17 protein-coding genes and 1 pseudogene are annotated in these 17,223 nt (G+C 50.3%); 16 read left to right on the top strand and 2 right to left on the bottom strand.

Annotated elements, in window-relative coordinates; all coding sequences use genetic code 11:
* Positions 1-10: 10 nt before the first annotated feature.
* The 13 genes from AB1I67_RS21775 (at position 11) to AB1I67_RS21715 (ending at position 11,762) form a co-directional block, all read left to right on the top strand.
* Complete coding sequence (locus tag AB1I67_RS21775; RefSeq protein WP_367032419.1) at positions 11-949, top strand: type II secretion system F family protein; 939 nt, start codon at positions 11-13, stop codon at positions 947-949.
* A 26-nt stretch (positions 950-975) separates the two neighbouring features.
* Positions 976-1,713 (top strand): transglutaminase domain-containing protein, encoded by a 738-nt coding sequence (locus AB1I67_RS21770; protein WP_367032417.1) that lies wholly within the window; start codon positions 976-978, stop codon positions 1,711-1,713.
* Between the two features lie 3 nt (positions 1,714-1,716).
* Positions 1,717-2,619 (top strand): type II secretion system F family protein, encoded by a 903-nt coding sequence (locus AB1I67_RS21765; protein WP_367032415.1) that lies wholly within the window; start codon positions 1,717-1,719, stop codon positions 2,617-2,619.
* A 13-nt stretch (positions 2,620-2,632) separates the two neighbouring features.
* Positions 2,633-3,013 carry a DUF192 domain-containing protein gene (locus tag AB1I67_RS21760; RefSeq protein WP_367032413.1) on the top strand — a complete coding sequence of 127 codons (381 nt, stop codon included), beginning with the start codon at positions 2,633-2,635 and terminating at the stop codon, positions 3,011-3,013.
* Positions 3,010-4,266 carry a hypothetical protein gene (locus tag AB1I67_RS21755; protein ID WP_367032411.1) on the top strand — a complete coding sequence of 419 codons (1,257 nt, stop codon included), beginning with the start codon at positions 3,010-3,012 and terminating at the stop codon, positions 4,264-4,266. The genes AB1I67_RS21760 and AB1I67_RS21755 overlap by 4 nt, the downstream gene beginning before the upstream one ends.
* A gap of 22 nt (positions 4,267-4,288) precedes the next feature.
* Complete coding sequence (cooS, locus tag AB1I67_RS21750; protein WP_367032409.1) at positions 4,289-6,181, top strand: anaerobic carbon-monoxide dehydrogenase catalytic subunit; 1,893 nt, start codon at positions 4,289-4,291, stop codon at positions 6,179-6,181.
* 9 nt (positions 6,182-6,190) lie between these two features.
* Entirely contained in the window at positions 6,191-6,637 is a 447-nt protein-coding gene (locus tag AB1I67_RS21745; RefSeq protein ID WP_367032407.1) for a 4Fe-4S dicluster domain-containing protein, read from the top strand.
* The gene (locus AB1I67_RS21740) at positions 6,634-7,965 is read left to right on the top strand and encodes an FAD-dependent oxidoreductase (protein WP_367032405.1); all 1,332 of its coding nucleotides are present in this window, start codon (positions 6,634-6,636) and stop codon (positions 7,963-7,965) included. The genes AB1I67_RS21745 and AB1I67_RS21740 overlap by 4 nt, the downstream gene beginning before the upstream one ends.
* Positions 7,946-8,491 carry a TadE family protein gene (locus AB1I67_RS21735; protein ID WP_367032403.1) on the top strand — a complete coding sequence of 182 codons (546 nt, stop codon included), beginning with the start codon at positions 7,946-7,948 and terminating at the stop codon, positions 8,489-8,491. Before AB1I67_RS21740 ends, AB1I67_RS21735 begins: the two co-directional genes overlap by 20 nt.
* Positions 8,478-9,179, top strand: a complete 702-nt coding sequence (locus AB1I67_RS21730; protein ID WP_367032401.1) for a TadE/TadG family type IV pilus assembly protein — start codon at positions 8,478-8,480, stop codon at positions 9,177-9,179. The genes AB1I67_RS21735 and AB1I67_RS21730 overlap by 14 nt, the downstream gene beginning before the upstream one ends.
* Positions 9,180-9,189: 10 nt before the next feature.
* Positions 9,190-9,720: a Tad domain-containing protein gene (locus AB1I67_RS21725; protein ID WP_367032399.1), complete on the top strand. Its 531-nt coding sequence runs from the start codon at positions 9,190-9,192 to the stop codon at positions 9,718-9,720.
* A gap of 92 nt (positions 9,721-9,812) precedes the next feature.
* Positions 9,813-10,607 carry a NifB/NifX family molybdenum-iron cluster-binding protein gene (locus tag AB1I67_RS21720; protein WP_367032397.1) on the top strand — a complete coding sequence of 265 codons (795 nt, stop codon included), beginning with the start codon at positions 9,813-9,815 and terminating at the stop codon, positions 10,605-10,607.
* A gap of 180 nt (positions 10,608-10,787) precedes the next feature.
* Positions 10,788-11,762 carry a hypothetical protein gene (locus tag AB1I67_RS21715; RefSeq protein ID WP_367032395.1) on the top strand — a complete coding sequence of 325 codons (975 nt, stop codon included), beginning with the start codon at positions 10,788-10,790 and terminating at the stop codon, positions 11,760-11,762.
* On the opposite strand, the gene AB1I67_RS21710 is transcribed toward AB1I67_RS21715, so the two are convergent.
* Together AB1I67_RS21710 and AB1I67_RS21705 are read right to left on the bottom strand one after the other, a co-directional pair.
* Positions 11,759-12,898, bottom strand: a complete 1,140-nt coding sequence (locus AB1I67_RS21710; RefSeq protein WP_367032393.1) for a M23 family metallopeptidase — start codon at positions 12,896-12,898, stop codon at positions 11,759-11,761. The genes AB1I67_RS21715 and AB1I67_RS21710 overlap by 4 nt on opposite strands.
* Before the next feature lie 94 nt (positions 12,899-12,992).
* Positions 12,993-13,796 carry an MBL fold metallo-hydrolase gene (locus AB1I67_RS21705; RefSeq protein ID WP_367032391.1) on the bottom strand — a complete coding sequence of 268 codons (804 nt, stop codon included), beginning with the start codon at positions 13,794-13,796 and terminating at the stop codon, positions 12,993-12,995.
* 95 nt (positions 13,797-13,891) lie between these two features.
* Between AB1I67_RS21705 and AB1I67_RS21700 the strand changes: the two are divergent.
* The 3 genes and pseudogenes from AB1I67_RS21700 (at position 13,892) to AB1I67_RS21690 (ending at position 17,109) form a co-directional block, all read left to right on the top strand.
* Positions 13,892-15,828 (top strand): annotated as a pseudogene (locus AB1I67_RS21700) (fructose-1,6-bisphosphatase).
* 17 nt (positions 15,829-15,845) lie between these two features.
* On the top strand, positions 15,846-16,340 hold the full coding sequence (locus AB1I67_RS21695) for a DUF1700 domain-containing protein (RefSeq protein ID WP_367032390.1): 495 nt from the start codon (positions 15,846-15,848) through the stop codon (positions 16,338-16,340).
* A 154-nt stretch (positions 16,341-16,494) separates the two neighbouring features.
* Entirely contained in the window at positions 16,495-17,109 is a 615-nt protein-coding gene (locus AB1I67_RS21690; RefSeq protein WP_367032388.1) for a C40 family peptidase, read from the top strand.
* Positions 17,110-17,223 lie beyond the last annotated feature (114 nt).

Here is a 17,223-nt window from a genome sequence, read left to right as displayed (position 1 = left end):
GGAGGACGTCATGGAGATTTTGCTGTTATCGCTGTTGTTCGGCGTTTATGTATTCTCACTGTGCCTGTTCTTGCTGCGGGTGGTTTTCAACGGAAAGAGCAATTTGGAAAAAGAGCTTGATTTTATCCAGGCGATGGGCAGGAAAGGGGACGCCGGGAATCGAGAGGTACAGAAGAAAAAAAAGAAAAGGTTAACAGGATTTAATATATCTGAGAAGCTGCGGGAGGAACTGGAGGGCTCCGGGATACAGATGAGCGGACAGGAGTATCTGATACTCTGGAGCAGTTTGATCATGATCCCGCCGCTGCTGGCGTATTTCCTGACGGGGAGACTGAAGGTGGTGCTGCTGGTGCTTGTTGTCTGTACGGCGCTGCCTCCAGCCGTGGTAAAAACACTTCGGAAGAAACGGCTGGAAAAGTTTTCCGGACAGCTGGGGGATGCGCTTATGACGGTGAGCAACTGTCTGCGGAGCGGTTTTTCTTTCCGCCAGGCGATCGAACGGGTCAGCACGGACATGCCGGATCCGATAGCGGAAGAATTCAAAGCGGCGCTTTTGGAGGTCAGCTATGGGGCGTCCATGGAGAGCGCTTTAGACGGCATCGCCAGGCGCATGGAAAACAGCGATATGGAGATGATCAATTCTGCAATTAAGGTTCAGCAGCAGGTGGGAGGAAACCTGTCGGAGGTAATTGATAATATATCGGATACGATTAAAGACCGTATCCGTATCCGTCAGAGCCTGAAGACGCTGACTGCCCAGGGAAGAATGTCGGGTCTGATCCTGGGGCTGTTGCCCGTGGTTGCGCTGATTTTTATGACTATGCTAAACCCGGAGTATATGAATACCTTTTATACGACCCAATTTGGCAGATTGTTGCTGACTATATCATTTGTGATGGAGCTTACAGGATTTTTTGTAATCCGCAAAATCGTCAATATTAAAATCTAAGGAGGAGCCGGTTGGTGTGGGGTTTTATGAGAAAAAATACCTTGGCAGGATACATGGCAGGCGTATTATTATGTATTCTGATGCTGGCCCTTATACCGGCGGAAACGTTGGCGAAAGACGGCAGTTCTGGAATCAGTTATGAGGCGGCGGGCGCTACCATTATAAAGCTTATGGAAAATGAGAACTGTCGGCCGGGATACATAAAAACAGAGATTGTTTTTTTGAGCCAGGAGGAAGTAGAAGATTTTGCCAGGTATTTCTATAACCAATATTATTATGGCAGTGTTTCCGTGAAGGTGTGTTATACGATATATACAGACAAACCGGGAAAATATTATCTCAGCGTCTATACGGACAAGCCGCAGGAGGCTGCCAGGGAGCAGAGGGCGGCTGAAAAAATGCTGGAAGATGTGGCTGCCGGTATGAACGCCCAGGGTGATTATGACAAGGCGATGGAAGTTTATCAGTGGACATACGACCATTTTGAGTATGATTACAGCTTAAGAAATATCAATGTATACAGCGCGCTCAAGACCGGGGAGACGGTATGCAATGGTTACACCCGGATTTTTCAGGCTCTCTGTACGAAAAGAGGATTGGACTGTGAGATTGTGTACGGTGAAGGGCATGCGTGGAACAAAGTATGGCTGGAAGGACAGTGGCGGTATGTGGACATAACCTGGAACAAGAACCTGTCTGAAAATAGATGGCTGTTTTTGTTGGAGGATGAGATGAGCAGCCGTCACAGACCGCTGGAGGAATAGAATATGAGTGATTTGATTGCGGTATTGAGCACGGGAATCTGTATCTACTGCACGGTACTGTTCCTTTTAGGAAGAAAGAGCGAGGCGCTTCAGGCACAGTTAAACGCGGTGGAACGGTTGGGAAAGGATACCAGGGAGACAGGAAAACGGTACAAAGGTTTTTTCCTTACAAGAGCTTTGAGATCAGTACTTGGCAGCCTGATCGCCCGGATCGGGGCGGTCCTTCCGGTGAGCGCCCGGGATAAAGAAAGAATCTCCCTTCTGATGTATCAGAGCGGATTGAATATGAAACCGGAAGAATATATTGCACTCCAGTTCCTGCTGATGGGAGGAGGGGGGCTGGTTGGAGTATATTACGGTTTTGCAACGGGAGGCAATATGCTTCTGTGCGCCGGTATCGGTGTATATACTTTTTATGCGCTGATGCGTTTTAGTTCGTCAGGAAAAGCCGCCAGAAGAAAAGAAAAGATAGGAAAGCAGTTTCCGGAGCTCCTGGATCTGCTGAGTATCAGCGTAGAGGCCGGTCTGGGTTTTAACCAGGCGATGCAGTATATCACAGAACAGTGCGAGGGACCGCTGGTGGAGGAATTTCAGGTGGCAGTGCGTTCCATGGGACTGGGACAGAGCCGGAGGACGGCATTGGAGGAGATGACTTACCGGTGCGGGCTTGACGAGATCAGTATTTTTGTAGGAGCGGTGATCCAGGCGGATGAGCTGGGGATCTCACTTAAAAATATATTGAATGCACAGGCCAAAGAAATAAGAAACTTGAGAAGGATGAAAACGGAAGAAAAGGCTCAGAAAATTCCCATTAAAATGCTGCTGCCCCTGGCTGTTTTCATATTTCCGGTTATGATGATCATCATTATGGGTCCGGCTATTCCCAAGATGATGTCGATGTTTTAAGGTGGTGAGCAGAATGAAATACAGTATAAAGACCGGTGATAGAGCCGGACTGTTCCTGGAAAATGTTACGGTCGCGGATCATTTCTGGACACGGTTTCTGGGACTGATGGGCCGAAGCAGGATTGGAATGGAGGAAGGGCTTTTCCTGAAAAAGGTATCCTGTATCCATACATGCTTTATGCGCTTTCCGATCTGCGCAGTGTATCTGGATAAGGACCTTATGGTTGTGGATATGGAAGTTATCAAACCGTGGCGCTGTGGAAAGCTGTGCAAAGGGGCAGCCCATGTTTTGGAAATACATCAGGAACAGTCAAAAAATATCAGATTATCTGCAAAGCTTTTGCTGGAATGCAGCGGGCAGGAAATGGCAGATGGAAAAGGAGGCGGCAGATGAGTATGCTGGAGGAAGATCGAAAAGAACCTGTTAAGACAGATGAGTTGAGCGAGATGCGCCGGGAGTACGAACAGGCGGAGCTGGAGGAAAGTCTGAAGAGCGTACTTTTTGGCGGATATTCCAAAAAAAAGGTAAACGAAGTCGTAAGCACTTATAAAGAAATGATACACTGGATGCAGGAAAGCTTTGACTATCGATTGAAGGAGCTGAGCGAGGAAAAGGAACGCGTCTGGAATGAGCGAGTTGTTCTGAAAAAACAACTGGGAGAAGAACTGGAAAAAAACAAAAAAATAGATGTACTGAAAAAAGAGGCGGAGCAGTGGAAACAGCAGATGGAAGAAGCAGAGCACTGGAAACAGCAGTACCAGGAGGACTGCGCCGCATTAAAAGAGCAGTTGAGCATTGAAAAGGATAAAAATAAAAAGATTGGTTCTCTGGAGGCGGCAGCAGAACGCTGGCAGCATCAGTATCAGGAGATGAAAGAGAAGTATGAGCTGACATTTATGGAGCTTCAGCGGCTCAATGAGGAAAAGGCGCAGTTTTCTGCGGTCCCGATATCCGACGGGGAGGGCAGTATGTCCCTGATCGCCTCCTTAAGCAGCCAGCTGGAAGAATTGACGACTTACTGTGAATCCATGGAGAAGCAGCAGAGGAGTCTGGAAATTCAGATATCCAGTATGAAGAACATCAGCCAGGAGCTGGAGCGGCTTTCCGCCCAGTATGAAGAAAATCAGACAGAGTTAAAGGAAGCCAGACTCAGATATGCCAATGTAAAAAATGAAAACCATGCACTAAACAGCGAGATGGAATCGACCGGGCGGATTCTTGAGGAGATTTTAGAGCAGTTTGAACAGAAAGAAGCCGAAAATGATATCCTGCGCCGGGAAGTAGATGAGTTCCAGACACAGCTTCTTGCGGTGAAGAGAGACAAGCTGGCACAGGAGCAGGCCAATCTGAGCTATATGGAACGCGCCTACACTGCAGAGAGGGAGCGGCAGGAAGACAGGGAAGAATTGTACCGTGTGAAAAAGGAATTGGAGGAGCTTCGGAAAAAATGTGATTCTCTTGAAAACAGCAAGGTGATAAAAATCCAGAGTGTACCAATGCCAAAGGACGAGGGAATCTCAGAAAAAGAACGTATCGAGGAGATCCTCAAACGGGCTTCCTCTGTGGTGGTGAGAGCTGCTGAACAGGAAGAAAAGAATATAAAAGAAGGCACAGTGAGGATTGATGAGGGAAAAGAAGTCCTGTGACAAAGATAAAACGGAGGAATTTATGAGTCAGCAGACAGAACAATGGAGATGTGATATCTGCCCGAGCGCGGATAAGGAGCTTGAGGAATATATTGGGGAACTGCCTTACGAAACGTCATTTCACAGAGCAGAAGGACAGTCTGTAAAATGTGGTTTTGGCCTTCTGGGAACATGCTGCCGTCTCTGTGCGAACGGGCCATGCCGGATTGTCCCAGGAGGAGAGCGGGGAGTCTGCGGCGCCGACGCCGACACAATTGTGGTGCGTAGCTTTTTGAGAGCGGTAGCGAGCGGTTCTGGCTGTTATATCCATGTGGTGGAGAACGCGGCCAAAAACCTGAAGAAAACGGCCCTTGCAAGAGGAACCTTTACGAGTGTCAGGGCATTGGAACGTCTGGCCGCTATTCTTGGAGTCGAGATACGGGAAAATATATATGAGACGGCAATGGAGATAGCAGATACCATAAAAGAAGACCTTTACCGGGAGCCGGACAGTATCATGTATAACATAAGGGAGCTGAGTCTGCCGCAGCGGTACGAGGTCTGGAAAAATACAGGCATTCTTCCCGGCGGCGCAAAGGCGGAGGTATTTGACGGAGCGGTTAAAACATCCACCAACTTATCCAGCGATCCGGAGGATATGCTTCTGCATTGTCTGAGATTGGGGATTTCCACAGGAATATACGGACTGAAGCTGTCGAACCTGATCAATGATATTCTGATTGGCGAACCGGAGATCTACTTTGCGCCGGTAGGTCTGCAGGTGATCGATCCTGACTACATCAATATTATGGTGACGGGGCATCAGGAAACACTTTTTGCCCAGATCATGAAGGCGGCGTCATCACCTGAGGGAGAGGCTGTTGCAGTGGGAGCGGGCGCAAAGGGATTCCGGATTGTGGGCTGTACCTGTGTGGGACAGGATATGCAGCAGAGGAAGGCCCGGTATCGGGATGTCTATGCGGGAACGGCAGGCAACAATTTTGTAAGTGAGGCGGTTCTGTCTACCGGGGCGATTGACGGGGTGATATCTGAGTTTAACTGTACACTGCCCGGTATAGAGAATCTCTGCTCCATACTGGATGTAGAACAAATCTGCATTGACAAAATGGCGAAAAAGAGAACGGCGGAGTTAATTCCCTATAACTTTGAGACAGCTGATGAGGATGCAAAAAAGATACTAAATAAGATAGCAGACCGATATAAGGCCAGAAGAAGCAAGGTGGAGATACGGCTGCTGGAACATCACGGCAACCGGAAGAGCCTGGCTGGCTTAAGCGAGCTGTCGCTGAAAAAGTTTTTGGGCGGCACCTGGAAACCGCTGCTTGAGCTTATTATCAGCGGAAAAGTAAAGGGCGTTGCAGGCGTGGTGGGGTGTTCCAGCTTAGACGGCGGCCATGATGTGCTGACGGAACAGCTTGTCCGTGAACTCATAAAGAAAGATATTCTCGTCCTGAGCGCAGGATGTACCTCCGGAGGGCTTTCCAACTGCGGCCTGATGGAAGCTGGCGCCGCTGAACTGGCAGGTGAATCCCTGAAGGAGGTTTGTCTCGCCCTTGGCATTCCGCCGGTGCTGAATTTTGGTTCCTGCCTTGCCATTGGAAGGCTGGAGATGGTGGCTGAGGAACTGGCTGGTGAACTGGCAATTGATATTTCCCAACTGCCGCTGGTGCTCTCCGCGGCCCAATGGCTGGAGGAACAGGCTTTGGCTGACGGCGCCTATGGCCTGGCGCTGGGACTTACACTCCATCTTGGAAAGGCGCCGTTTGTGGAGGGAAGCCCATTGGCTGTTGAGGTGCTCACAAAACAGATGGAGCATATCACAGGCGGCCGTCTGATTCTTGAGGGAGACGGGATCGCTGCCGCGGATCAGTTGGAAGAAGTTATTATGCAGAAGAGAAAAGCCCTCAACATATAGGAGAAAAAGATGAAACGCATTATGATTGACGCATCCCTGTGCACAGGCTGTTTAAACTGCAGTATTGCATGTATGAATGCCCACAGAGATCCCCGGATACCGGGTACATTTAATGCCGCAGACCCGGAGAATCCGCCCAGAAACAGAGTGGAGCAGCGAAAAACGAAATATTATCCAATTTTCTGCCGGTGCTGCAGCGACCCGGATTGTGTAAATGCCTGCATGAGCAAAGCTTTGGTGAAGGACAGAGAAACAGGGCTTGTTACATACAATGAGGAGGCGTGTGCTAAATGTTTCATGTGTGTTATGGTCTGCCGGTACGGACATCCAAAACCGTCCGCAGCCTTAGACCGGGTTGTCCGGTGTGATTTCTGCCGGGATACAGAAGAGAAGGAACCGCAATGTGTGAAAGCATGTCCTGTAAAAGCTATTTATGTACAGGAGGTGGATGCATGAGATATGTGATAATTGGCAGCAGCGCAGCGGGGATATCCGCTGCGGAAGAACTGCGGAAGCTGGAACAGAGTGCAGAAATTACGGTGATCTCCATGGAGGAACACATTTATTCCCGCTGTATGCTGCATAAATATCTGAGCGGAGAGCGCACAGTGGAGACGATGGAGTTTATTCGGGATGGCTTTTTTGCAGAGCTGGGAATCCAGTTTTTAGGAGGGCGCAGGGTGGTATCGATCCAGGAGACTGCCCATACGCTGGTTCTGGAGGATGGGGGGCAGATTCCCTATGATAAGCTTCTGATAGCGGCAGGGGCTTCCTACTACATTCCTCCTATCTCCAATTTCAGAGAGGCGAAAAACGTTCTGGGATTTCGCGGCATGGACGATGCGGATAAGATTTTGAGAGCGACGGCAAAGCCGGGCATCCGGGTTGTGGTGATCGGAGCCGGGCTGATCGGTCTGGATGCCGCTTATGGTTTGGAAAAAAGAGGCTGTAAAGTAACGCTGATCGAGAAGGAGCCTTACCTTATGCCGCTTCAGACTGACGAGTACGTATCTGAGCTGTATAAGCAGGCTTTTGAGCGGGCCGGCTGCAAAATCATGCTGGGCGCGGAGGTAAAGGATTCCGTTCTGGATGATGACGAGCGGATATCCAGCGTGATTCTGGAAGACGGCACAGATGTCCCGTGTGATTTTGTCGTAGCGGCAACCAGTGTGAAACCGAGAATGGAGTTTTTGGACGGAACGAGTATCCAGGCATTGTATATGAATTATCATATACATACGGTACTTAGCCGATTTTTGAAAAAAACGGATATCCATGTTAATAAAGGGCTGGAAGTGGATAGACAGATGCGTACCAGTTCCCCTGACATATATGCTGCCGGGGATGTAACAGGGCTCTCTGCCATATGGCCAGACGCAAAGCGCATGGGGAAAATAGCTGCAGCTAATATGTGCGGGAAAGGTGCAGAAAACCCGGATTTTTATCAGTATAAAAACATGGCTAATTTTTATGGGATAGTCATGTTCTCGGCGGGGAAGACAAGGGTGGATGAGAAGCGTTATGAGGTCCTGGTGCGGCGCAGCCGCGGGTCCTACCGGAAATTGATCATCAAAGACGGTGTGCTGGAAGGCGTTTTGATGGTGGGAGATATCTCGAATGCGGGGGTTTACCTCCATGCGGTATCCCATCATTTGAATATTGAAAAGGTACGCGGCCATCTGTTCCGCCTGTCTTTTGCCGACTGGTATGGATATGATGAGAAGAACGGAGAATTTTGTTATCATATAGAGGAGCAGGGCCGATATGAGAGGTTTGGTGAATAAAATAAAGCGCGGGTTTTTTCAAAATGAACGCGGGCAGGGACTGGTGGAATTTGTACTGGTCTTTCCGGTTTTGCTTGTGTTTTTAAGCGGCGTGGCAGATACCGGATGGCTGATCTACAACTACACCAGCTTGTTTGACTTAACGGATACGGCGGTACACGCAAACTCAAAATCGGATCCGGGGGATGCAGAGGAATATATGAAGCTGTATATCCGTAACTCATTCCCGGAATTTGATATAGATTCCATGTCGATTTCGTCTACTACCCAGGTGAAGACGTACGAATATTTTGAGTATATCTGGAAGCTAAATGAGAAAAAACACTGGAAGGTGCCGATGTACTGCAAAACCCTGAAAACAGGCCTGACCATAACCTATGAGGTGGATTATCTGACTCCTATGGGCAAAATCATATTCATGGATACAGATAACAGTATGGAAATGACTTCTCATTCCATGGCTGTGAAGGTTCTGGAAAATGAGAGCTACAAGCTGGAGGAAGACGAAGAAGATGATACGGATTGATATGAAAAGAAAGGCATGCCGCGAGTCGGGACAGGCAATGGTTGAGTTTATTTTGATTTTTCCGATCCTGATCCTGATTATTATGGGCTGCATAGAGTTCTCCTGGTATTTGACCAGCAAGTATAGTTTAAATCAGTATGCCTCGGTGGTAGGCCACAATGTGCAGAAGCCGTTTTGGATTAACTGGTCGAAACCGGTAAAACCTGGCGACTGGGTGGGCGAGGGCGACGGACGGAAACCCTCCTGGCTGACTGCCCAGGAGAAATCCCTTTGGAGTTTTGATGAGTACGACGGGTGGTATGCGTTCACAGACCCGGCTCCAGGTGACGTCATTGGCAGTAATTATTTCATGGCAGCTTATGACAGTAAGGCCGAGTTCAAAAAGCGTCTTGAGGATAGCGTCACCGTGCTTGACAAGGCGGAGCTTTCTTACACAATGAAAGGCGGCTGGTATATCAACGCAGAATCGCTCCAGATGCCAAAGGGCGGCGGCGGTGCATGGAATCTGAAGCGGTCTACAGAAAAAATAGAGCTTCATACCGCTGATATCAGAGTTGATATGGTCTATCATTACAAGCCCATCACGCCTCTTGGAGAGTGGCTGTTTTGCAGAGACGGAGCTGACTACATTGAAATGAGGACAGAAGGACGTTATATATATAATCTTCCGCCTTCAATCTATGGATAGGAGACAGCATATGAATTTAAGAAATGCCTTGAAAAACATAGCGGAGAATGAAGACGGCAGCGTTATGGTCTTTGGCGCCTTTGGAATCATTGTGCTGCTTATGTTTATGGCGGTCATGGTAGACCTGGGAATGTATTCTGTAGAACTGAAAAAATTGAAAACGGCGGCAGAATATATGGATGATGAGGTAAGACAGATGCTTCCCTACTATTCATATGCTGATGATTACCGGGAAACAATGGAACGGGAATTTTATGCGAACATGAGCGAGTTAGGGTATTCCTCTGCCAATATAGAAAGCCTCAGTGTCAAAAGAACTTATGGAAGTAACCTTGGAAACCCGCTTATAACGGTTGAACTCAATATTTCATTGAAAGACACTTACCATTGTATTTTTTTGCCGGTTTTAGGGATATCGGAGCTCCCGGTCCATGTTAAAAACAATCAGATCGCACATTATAATACAGACAAAATTTATAAAAAGGGAATGCCGTTTCAATTGTGGAAAGGTGGGATTGATCTGACGGAAGATCTCGACTGACCAGATTCTCTCGATCAGTTATTGACATATGCCGTAAATGGATTATAATAGAAAATAAATGGCATATGCCATAAAAACCCGGAGGTAATACCATGCCAAGACCATGTAAACGTCGCCGGATCTGTGCAGAACCGGATTATAGCTGGTTTGGGCCATTGCGGACCCAGGAAGACCATCAGCCGGATGTGCTCCCGGCGGTCGTCATGACGCTGGATGAATTTGAGGCCATCCGTCTGATCGACCTGGAAGGAATGACGCAGGAGCAGTGCGCGGAGCGGATGGAGGTTGCGCGGACAACGGCACAGGCGATCTACAACAGCGCCAGAGGCAAGCTTGCCGGGTGCCTGGTCCTTCAGCGGAAGCTCCATATAGACGGAGGCGATTATGTGCTCTGTGATGGGAATGCGGATGGCTGCGGACAAAGACGCCGCCATCATTGCTGCCATGGATTTTTGACAGACCGGGAGATTGATATCAGGAGGAAGAAAGAGATGAAGATTGCAGTAACCTATGAAAACGGACAGATTTTCCAGCATTTTGGACACACGGAACAGTTTAAGGTATACGAGATACAGGACGGCAGGGTAGCCGGGACCCGCATCGTGGACACTAGCGGAAGCGGACATGGGGCATTGGCCGGTTTCTTGAAGGAACATCAGGTGGACGCTCTGATCTGCGGCGGGATCGGAGGCGGTGCGAGGATGGCGCTGGCGGAGGCCGGGATCGAACTGTACGGCGGCGCTTCTGGAGATGCGGATGCGGCTGTAGATGCATTTCTTGGCGGAAGCTTAAGCTATGACCCTGATGTGAAGTGCGACCATCACGACCATGAGGGACATGCCACGGGGCATGACTGCGGCAGTCATCATTGCGGCGGACACCATTAAGTCAAAAATACAGATCCTGCTATTTCTATGTTTCAATTACGGAAATAAAAGCTGTTTCTTACAATTTTGCTCGGAATTTTACAAATTTGGAAACTCACTTGACAGTATCGCAACAATGTAATAGAGTGAAAGCATGCAAGCGATGCAGAGATCAAAAAGTAACAGAATGGGGGAATTGACGTGAAACATGGAAAAAAACTGACCTGCCTGTTGGTATCGGCTATCATGATCGCAGGTATGGCGGCCATACCCACCATGGCGGCAAGCAGGAAAAAGATCAGCTCGGTGAACATATCTGTTGAGTCGGAGATAGAGCCGGAGACGAAATACGGGGAAGAGAATATTGAGGTGACAGTGAGGAGCAGCAAGTGTTCCTTTGATTATTACGACATTGAGAATGTGGGCTTTGAGTGGACAGCGGATGATGTGCCGGAGATCACCATCTATTTAAAGGCGGATGACGGATATTATTTCTCTCTGACGACAGCGAGCGCGGTGAAGCTGAGCGGGGCCACCTATGTGAAAGCGACCAAGCAGGATTCCTCTGAGACCCTGAAGCTGACTGTAAAGCTTCCCTCCCTGGCAGAGACCGTGGGAGAGCAGACCGAGATCACACTGACCAACAACGGTTATGCGATCTGGGACGACGTGCGGGGAGCCGGCAGCTACGAAGTGCGCTTATACCGCAACGGCAACGGGATCGGGGCCAGCGTCCTGACTACGAAGAATGCTTACTATAACCTTCAGGATATGATGACCCGCGCGGGCAGCTATTACGTCAAGGTCCGCCCGGTCAACAAGGTGAACCAGGAGAAAAAGGGCCCGTGGAGAGAGTCAGAGACCATCAGTCTGACCACGGACCAGGCTACGGCGATCCGTACCGGCAATGCCGGCGGAATGCCGGTGCGCGGCACCTGGCAGAGTGATGATCGTGGCTGGTGGTATCAGCACAGCGACGGCACCTATACGAAAAACGGCTGGGAAGAGATCAAGGGACAGTGGTATTTCTTCGATGAGAACGGATATATGAAGACCGGTTGGATCGACTGGGAAGGAAAGCGTTACTACTGTGACGATTCCGGGGCGATGCTCAAGGACACAACGACCCCGGACGGCACAATTCTGGGTTATGATGGATCAGTGAAAACGGATTAAAGTGAAGGAGCGGTACTGATATTCTGCTCCACGGCCCCGCCAGGAATGGCGGGGTCTTTCATTTGCCATACCCTGTAATATTCTTTGGTCTCCTGGTTCTTGACTGTCTCGGCGCGGTTTAAGGCCAGGAATTTGGTGATCTCATAGCAGTTGATCCAGATCTCATTGTTCCCTTCCTTCTGGGATTCGTCGAAGATCAGCTGCATACCGAAGTGCAGGTGGGATTCGTCAATATTATTGGTGTTCTCCGTGCGGCTGTAACCGGTGCGGCCCATATAACCGATCACATCGCCTGCCTGGACGATGCTGCCCTCCTTCAGGGATTTGTGATAGGGATAGTTTTTTCGCAGGTGGGCGTAATAATAATAGCGTTTCCCATCAAAGCTGCGGATGCCCAGCCTCCAGCCGCCGTACTGGTTCCAGCCGATGGCTTCCACGTAACCGGATTCCACGCAGATCACCGGAGTCCCTACCTGCCCCATGAGGTCATGTCCCAAGTGCTCCCGCTTAAACCCGTAGCTGCGCGCTACGCCGAAATCATCAAAATCATTATATGGATAATTTTTGGCAATGGGAGAGAATGCCTTCAGTCCGTACTTGGTGACCCAGACAGGTTCTTTTGTGGCCTCATCAGGGATCTGGACCTCATAGACACCCACCATCCCATTTAGGACTGCGCCGTAAGCCTCCAGATAGTATGGATAATATTTCATATCCGCAGTCAGTTCCTCCATGGTGGCGCCTTCTGAAAGCTTTGCCGCCAGCCCATCCATATCCTTTTCCCGGAATTTGGAGAAATCCCCGCCGTAACGGGCGCCAAGATAAGCTAAAAGCTCCACCCAGTTGTAGTGCGGCTCTTTTCCGTAGCTGTCCACGTCGTAGCGGAGCGCCTGGCGCAGGGCTTCATTTGTCACATCAAAGTCCACCCATTTGATGAAGCTTTTAGCGTTGGAGGAGCTGGCGGCTGTCTGTGCGGCTGCTCCTGTTCCAAAGAAGCCGGGGAAACAGCGCCCGGAGGACGCAGAATAGACAAGTGCGGCAAGGAGCACGAAGAGCACCACCACTTCCGTTCCAATCAAAAAGAGAACACCGCCGGAAGCTGTGGCGGTGTTCTGAATAAATTTCTTCAGTTTCATCAGGCGAACCTCCCATTTTCAATCCATATGTTTCAATAAAGCATATGGGAGGAAGCATGATAATATTCATAAAAGTTCAGTTCTGTCTGCCAGATCACAGATCCAGGATCTCACCGTCATCCGGCACATATAAGTTCCCATGATAATACGGACGGCCCTCCGCCAGGTACAGCTCCTTGCGCTGTCCCACGGACTTGTCTTCCGTGTGCCACAATACCAGATTGGAGATGTGAAGCTCCTCTGCAAGCTCACAGGCGTCCTTGACCGTGCTGTGGTGCTTCTCGTAGGGCTTGTACTTCTCGCGTTCCCCGTAAAGACAGAACGCCTCATGCAGCAGCCAGTCGCTGCCTTCCACGTAAGGGGCGCACAGGGCGTTGTACGGCTCGTCCCCGGCGCAGGTCAGCTTCTTTCCGTTTCTCAGGACGGTGGTGAAACCGAACTGGCGGGCCTTGGTGGACTGGATGTCAAAGAAGGTCACGTCATAGTCCAGAATGCGCAGGGTCTCCCCGTCATGGACCGGGATCAGATGGATACGGTCCCCGATCATCTTGTAGAACTTGCCCTGCAGCGTCAGGCGGCAGAAGGTATCGATGGTGGATACCAGGCCGTCATGGCAGTAGATGTTTAAATCGCCTTCGTAGGAGCCGTTTTTCATCCGGGTGGCGATGAAACGCACCATCCAGACAACACCCAGCAGGTGATCGGTGTGCTCGTGTGTGACAAAAAGATGGTGGATCTGCTCATAGCGGACCTTCATGTCCTCTAAGATCTTAAGGATACCGTTGCCGCCCCCGGCATCTACCATAAAAAACTGTTCCTCGTCCCGGATAGCGAAACAGGTGTTGTAATAATGAGTGACAGCCGCGTTGCCGGTGCCAAATACGTATAACTGTTCCATAAAACATGCTCCTTTGTCTGTAGATTAGAACTTTTCATTTATCCGAGATTATGTTACTATATTTCTATTAGAAAAGCAACCGGGGAGGAAAAATAATGAGGGATCTGGCATATTTAAAGCTGCTGGCCCGGGAATATCCGAGCGTGAAGGCGGCTTCCAGTGAGATAATCAACTTAATGGCGATCTGCGGTCTGCCCAAGGGGACGGAATATTTTTTCAGCGATCTGCATGGCGAGTATGAGGCGTTCATCTATCTGCTGCGCAGCGCATCCGGTATCATCAGAGAGAAGATCAAGGAGACCTTCGGGCATATTATCCCGGAGGAGGCTCAGGTGGAGCTGGCGAACTTAATCTATTATCCGGACCGGAATATTGCGAAGCTGACCCAGGAGGGACGCAATACGGAGGACTGGCAGCGGATCACCATGAACCGTCTGGTGCAGATCTGCAAGGAGGTTTCCTCCAAGTACACCCGCTCCAAGGTCCGCAAAAAAATGCCGAAAGAGTTCGCCTACGTGATCGACGAGCTGCTGCATGTAGATTATAATGATGAGAATAAACGGGTATACTACGGGGAGATCATCCATTCCATCATTGAGACCCAGGTGGCGGACAAATTCATTGTGGCGCTCTGTGAGCTGATCCAGAACTTGACGATCGACAACCTGCATATTATCGGGGATATCTTCGACCGGGGCCCAAGGGCGGATATCATCATGAATGAGCTGATGCAGTTCCATGATGTGGACATCCAGTGGGGCAACCACGATATCTCCTGGATGGGGCAGCCACAGGCAATCCGGCCTGCGTCTGCAATGTGCTGCGCATTGCCATCAGCTACAACAGCTTTGATGTGCTGGAGGACGGCTACGGCATCAATCTGCGCCCGCTGTCCATGTTTGCGGCGAAGGTATACCGGGACGATCCCTGCGCACAGTTTACGCCGAAGATCCTGGATCAGAACATTTACGACGCGGTGGATCCGGGGCTGGCGGCCAAGATGCACAAGGCCATTGCGGTGCTGCAGTTTAAAGTGGAGGGCCAGATCATCAAGCGGCATCCGGGCTACAAGATGGATGACCGGCTTCTTTTGGAGGCGGTGGATTACAAGAAGGGGACCGTGATGATCGAGGGAAAGGAATATCCCATGCTGGATATGACCTTCCCTACCATCGACCCGCGCCATCCGCTGAAGCTGACAAAGGAGGAGGAGGAGCTTCTACACACGCTGGTGCTTTCCTTCAAGCACAGCGACCTGCTGCACAAGCATATCCGTTTCCTCTATTCCCATGGGGCGCTCTATAAGTGCTACAACGGCAATCTCATGTATCACGGCTGCATCCCCATGCGGGAGGACGGCAGCTTTGAGGAGATGATCTGCGACGGCGAGCCGTTGTCCGGGCGGGCGCTGATGGACTATATCGGAGAGCAGATCCATAAGGCATACTTTTTAGAGGAGAACCACCCGGAGAAAGAACAGGCCCGTGATTTTATGTGGTATTTATGGTGCGGAGCCAAGTCGCCGGTATTTGGAAAAGACCGTATGACCACATTTGAACACTATTTTGTGGCGGACAGGGCTACCCACAAAGAGCATATGAACCCATACTATCAGCTGAGCCAGCAGGAAGAGGTGTGCGACCGGATCCTGGACGATTTCTGCCTGTGCAGGCAGGGCGCCCATATCATCAACGGCCATGTTCCGGTAAAGATCAAGGACGGCGAGACCCCTGTAAAGGCCAACGGCAAGCTGTTTGTCATCGACGGAGGCTTGTCCAAGGCATACCAGAAGCACACAGGCATAGCCGGATATACGCTGATCTACAATTCCCGCCACCTGGCGTTGGCGGAGCACAAGCCCTTTAACCCGGAGCAGGAGAGTTCGCCCAGGGTTTCCATCGTGGAGAAGATGAAGAACCGCGTCATGGTTTCCCACACGGATAAGGGGAAGGAACTCAGCGGACAGATCGACGATTTAAAACAGCTGGTGGATGCATTCCGCCGCGGCGATATCAAGGAACAGGCCGACTAGGACACGAGGAGAAGTGAATGAGCAGAGAAGACTTTTTACAGGGACTGGAGAATTCCCTTTCCGGGAATGTGCCGCCCGCGGTGGTGCGGGAGAACCTGCATTACTATAGTGATTACATCCGGACTGAGATGGGAAACGGCCGTTCGGAGAAGGATATTATGGAGGAGCTGGGAGACCCGCGCCTGATCGCCAGGACGATCGTGGACACCACGCCGGGGGCCGGGGAGGGCATTTTCGAGGAATATCATCCGTTCGGTTCCTACAACCGCACTTCTCAGGAGAGCAGGAGCTACGAGGGCGGAAGCGAGGAGACCTACCAGAACAGGAACCAGGTCCATTATTACGATTTGAGCAAGTGGTACTGGAAGCTTTTGGGAGTGGTGCTGGTGATCGCTGTGGTAACTCTGGTGATCACGGTGGTATCAGGGATTTTGAGCCTGGTGATCCCGCTTCTTCCGGTGATCGGCCTGGTGATTGTGATCATGTGGTTTGTCCGGGGATCCGGACGATAGAAATATTACCAAATCATTCCAATTATTAACAAAATGTAAACAATTGGTAAGGATACTTGACGGGGACAGCCGTAGTGTGTATAATAAGCCCGTAACATATTTAACAATTGCGTAACATTTTGGAAAAGAAATATTAATGAATTGGAGTGATCATATGAAGAATTCCGTATTATACATAGCAGCAGTGACCGTGATGACAGGAACGATGATGTGGACAGCGCCGATGGTTTCTCATGCGGAGCCGGTGGCAGAAGCGGCATCAACTGTTTCTCAGGTGTTGACTGTACCGGATGAGGAGGACGTTACCGCAGAGACTGGTCCGGACTTAGAGGTCCAGAAGGCCCTGGCTGAGAAGCAGGCGGCAGAGACTGCGGCAGCAGAGGCAGAGGCAGCCGCGGCGTCAGCAGCCGGTGCTCGTCAGAACCTGGTCAATTATGCGCTGCAGTTTGTGGGCGGTCCCTACCGCGCGGGCGGCAACGACCCGCATACCGGTGCAGACTGCTCCGGCTTTGTAAAATACGTGATGCAGAACGGCGCAGGCATCAGCATGAACCGTTCCTCCGGCTCTCAGGCTACTCAGGGCAGGGCGATCAGCTCCAGCGAGATGCAGCCGGGCGACCTGATCTTTTACGGAAGCGGCTCCAGGATCAACCACGTAGCTATGTATATTGGCAACGGGCAGATCGTCCACGCTTCCACATATAAGACCGGGATCAAGGTATCCAACTGGAATTACCGTTCTCCGGTGAAGATTGTGAGCATGTTTTAATGAAAATATAAGAGCATGATGGATAGCAGCCGTTGGCCTGGCGAGGCGGACGGCTGTTTTTTTTTATCGTAAAGTGCGTCCTGTGAAATCAAAAATGCTCCGCGGGGACCATAC

The organism is Clostridium sp. AN503, assembly GCF_040719375.1.
In the GTDB taxonomy this organism is placed as follows: Bacteria; Bacillota; Clostridia; order Lachnospirales; family Lachnospiraceae; genus Brotaphodocola.
Note: the sequence above shows the minus strand (reverse complement) of the source record. Positions and strands in the feature narration are given on the sequence as shown.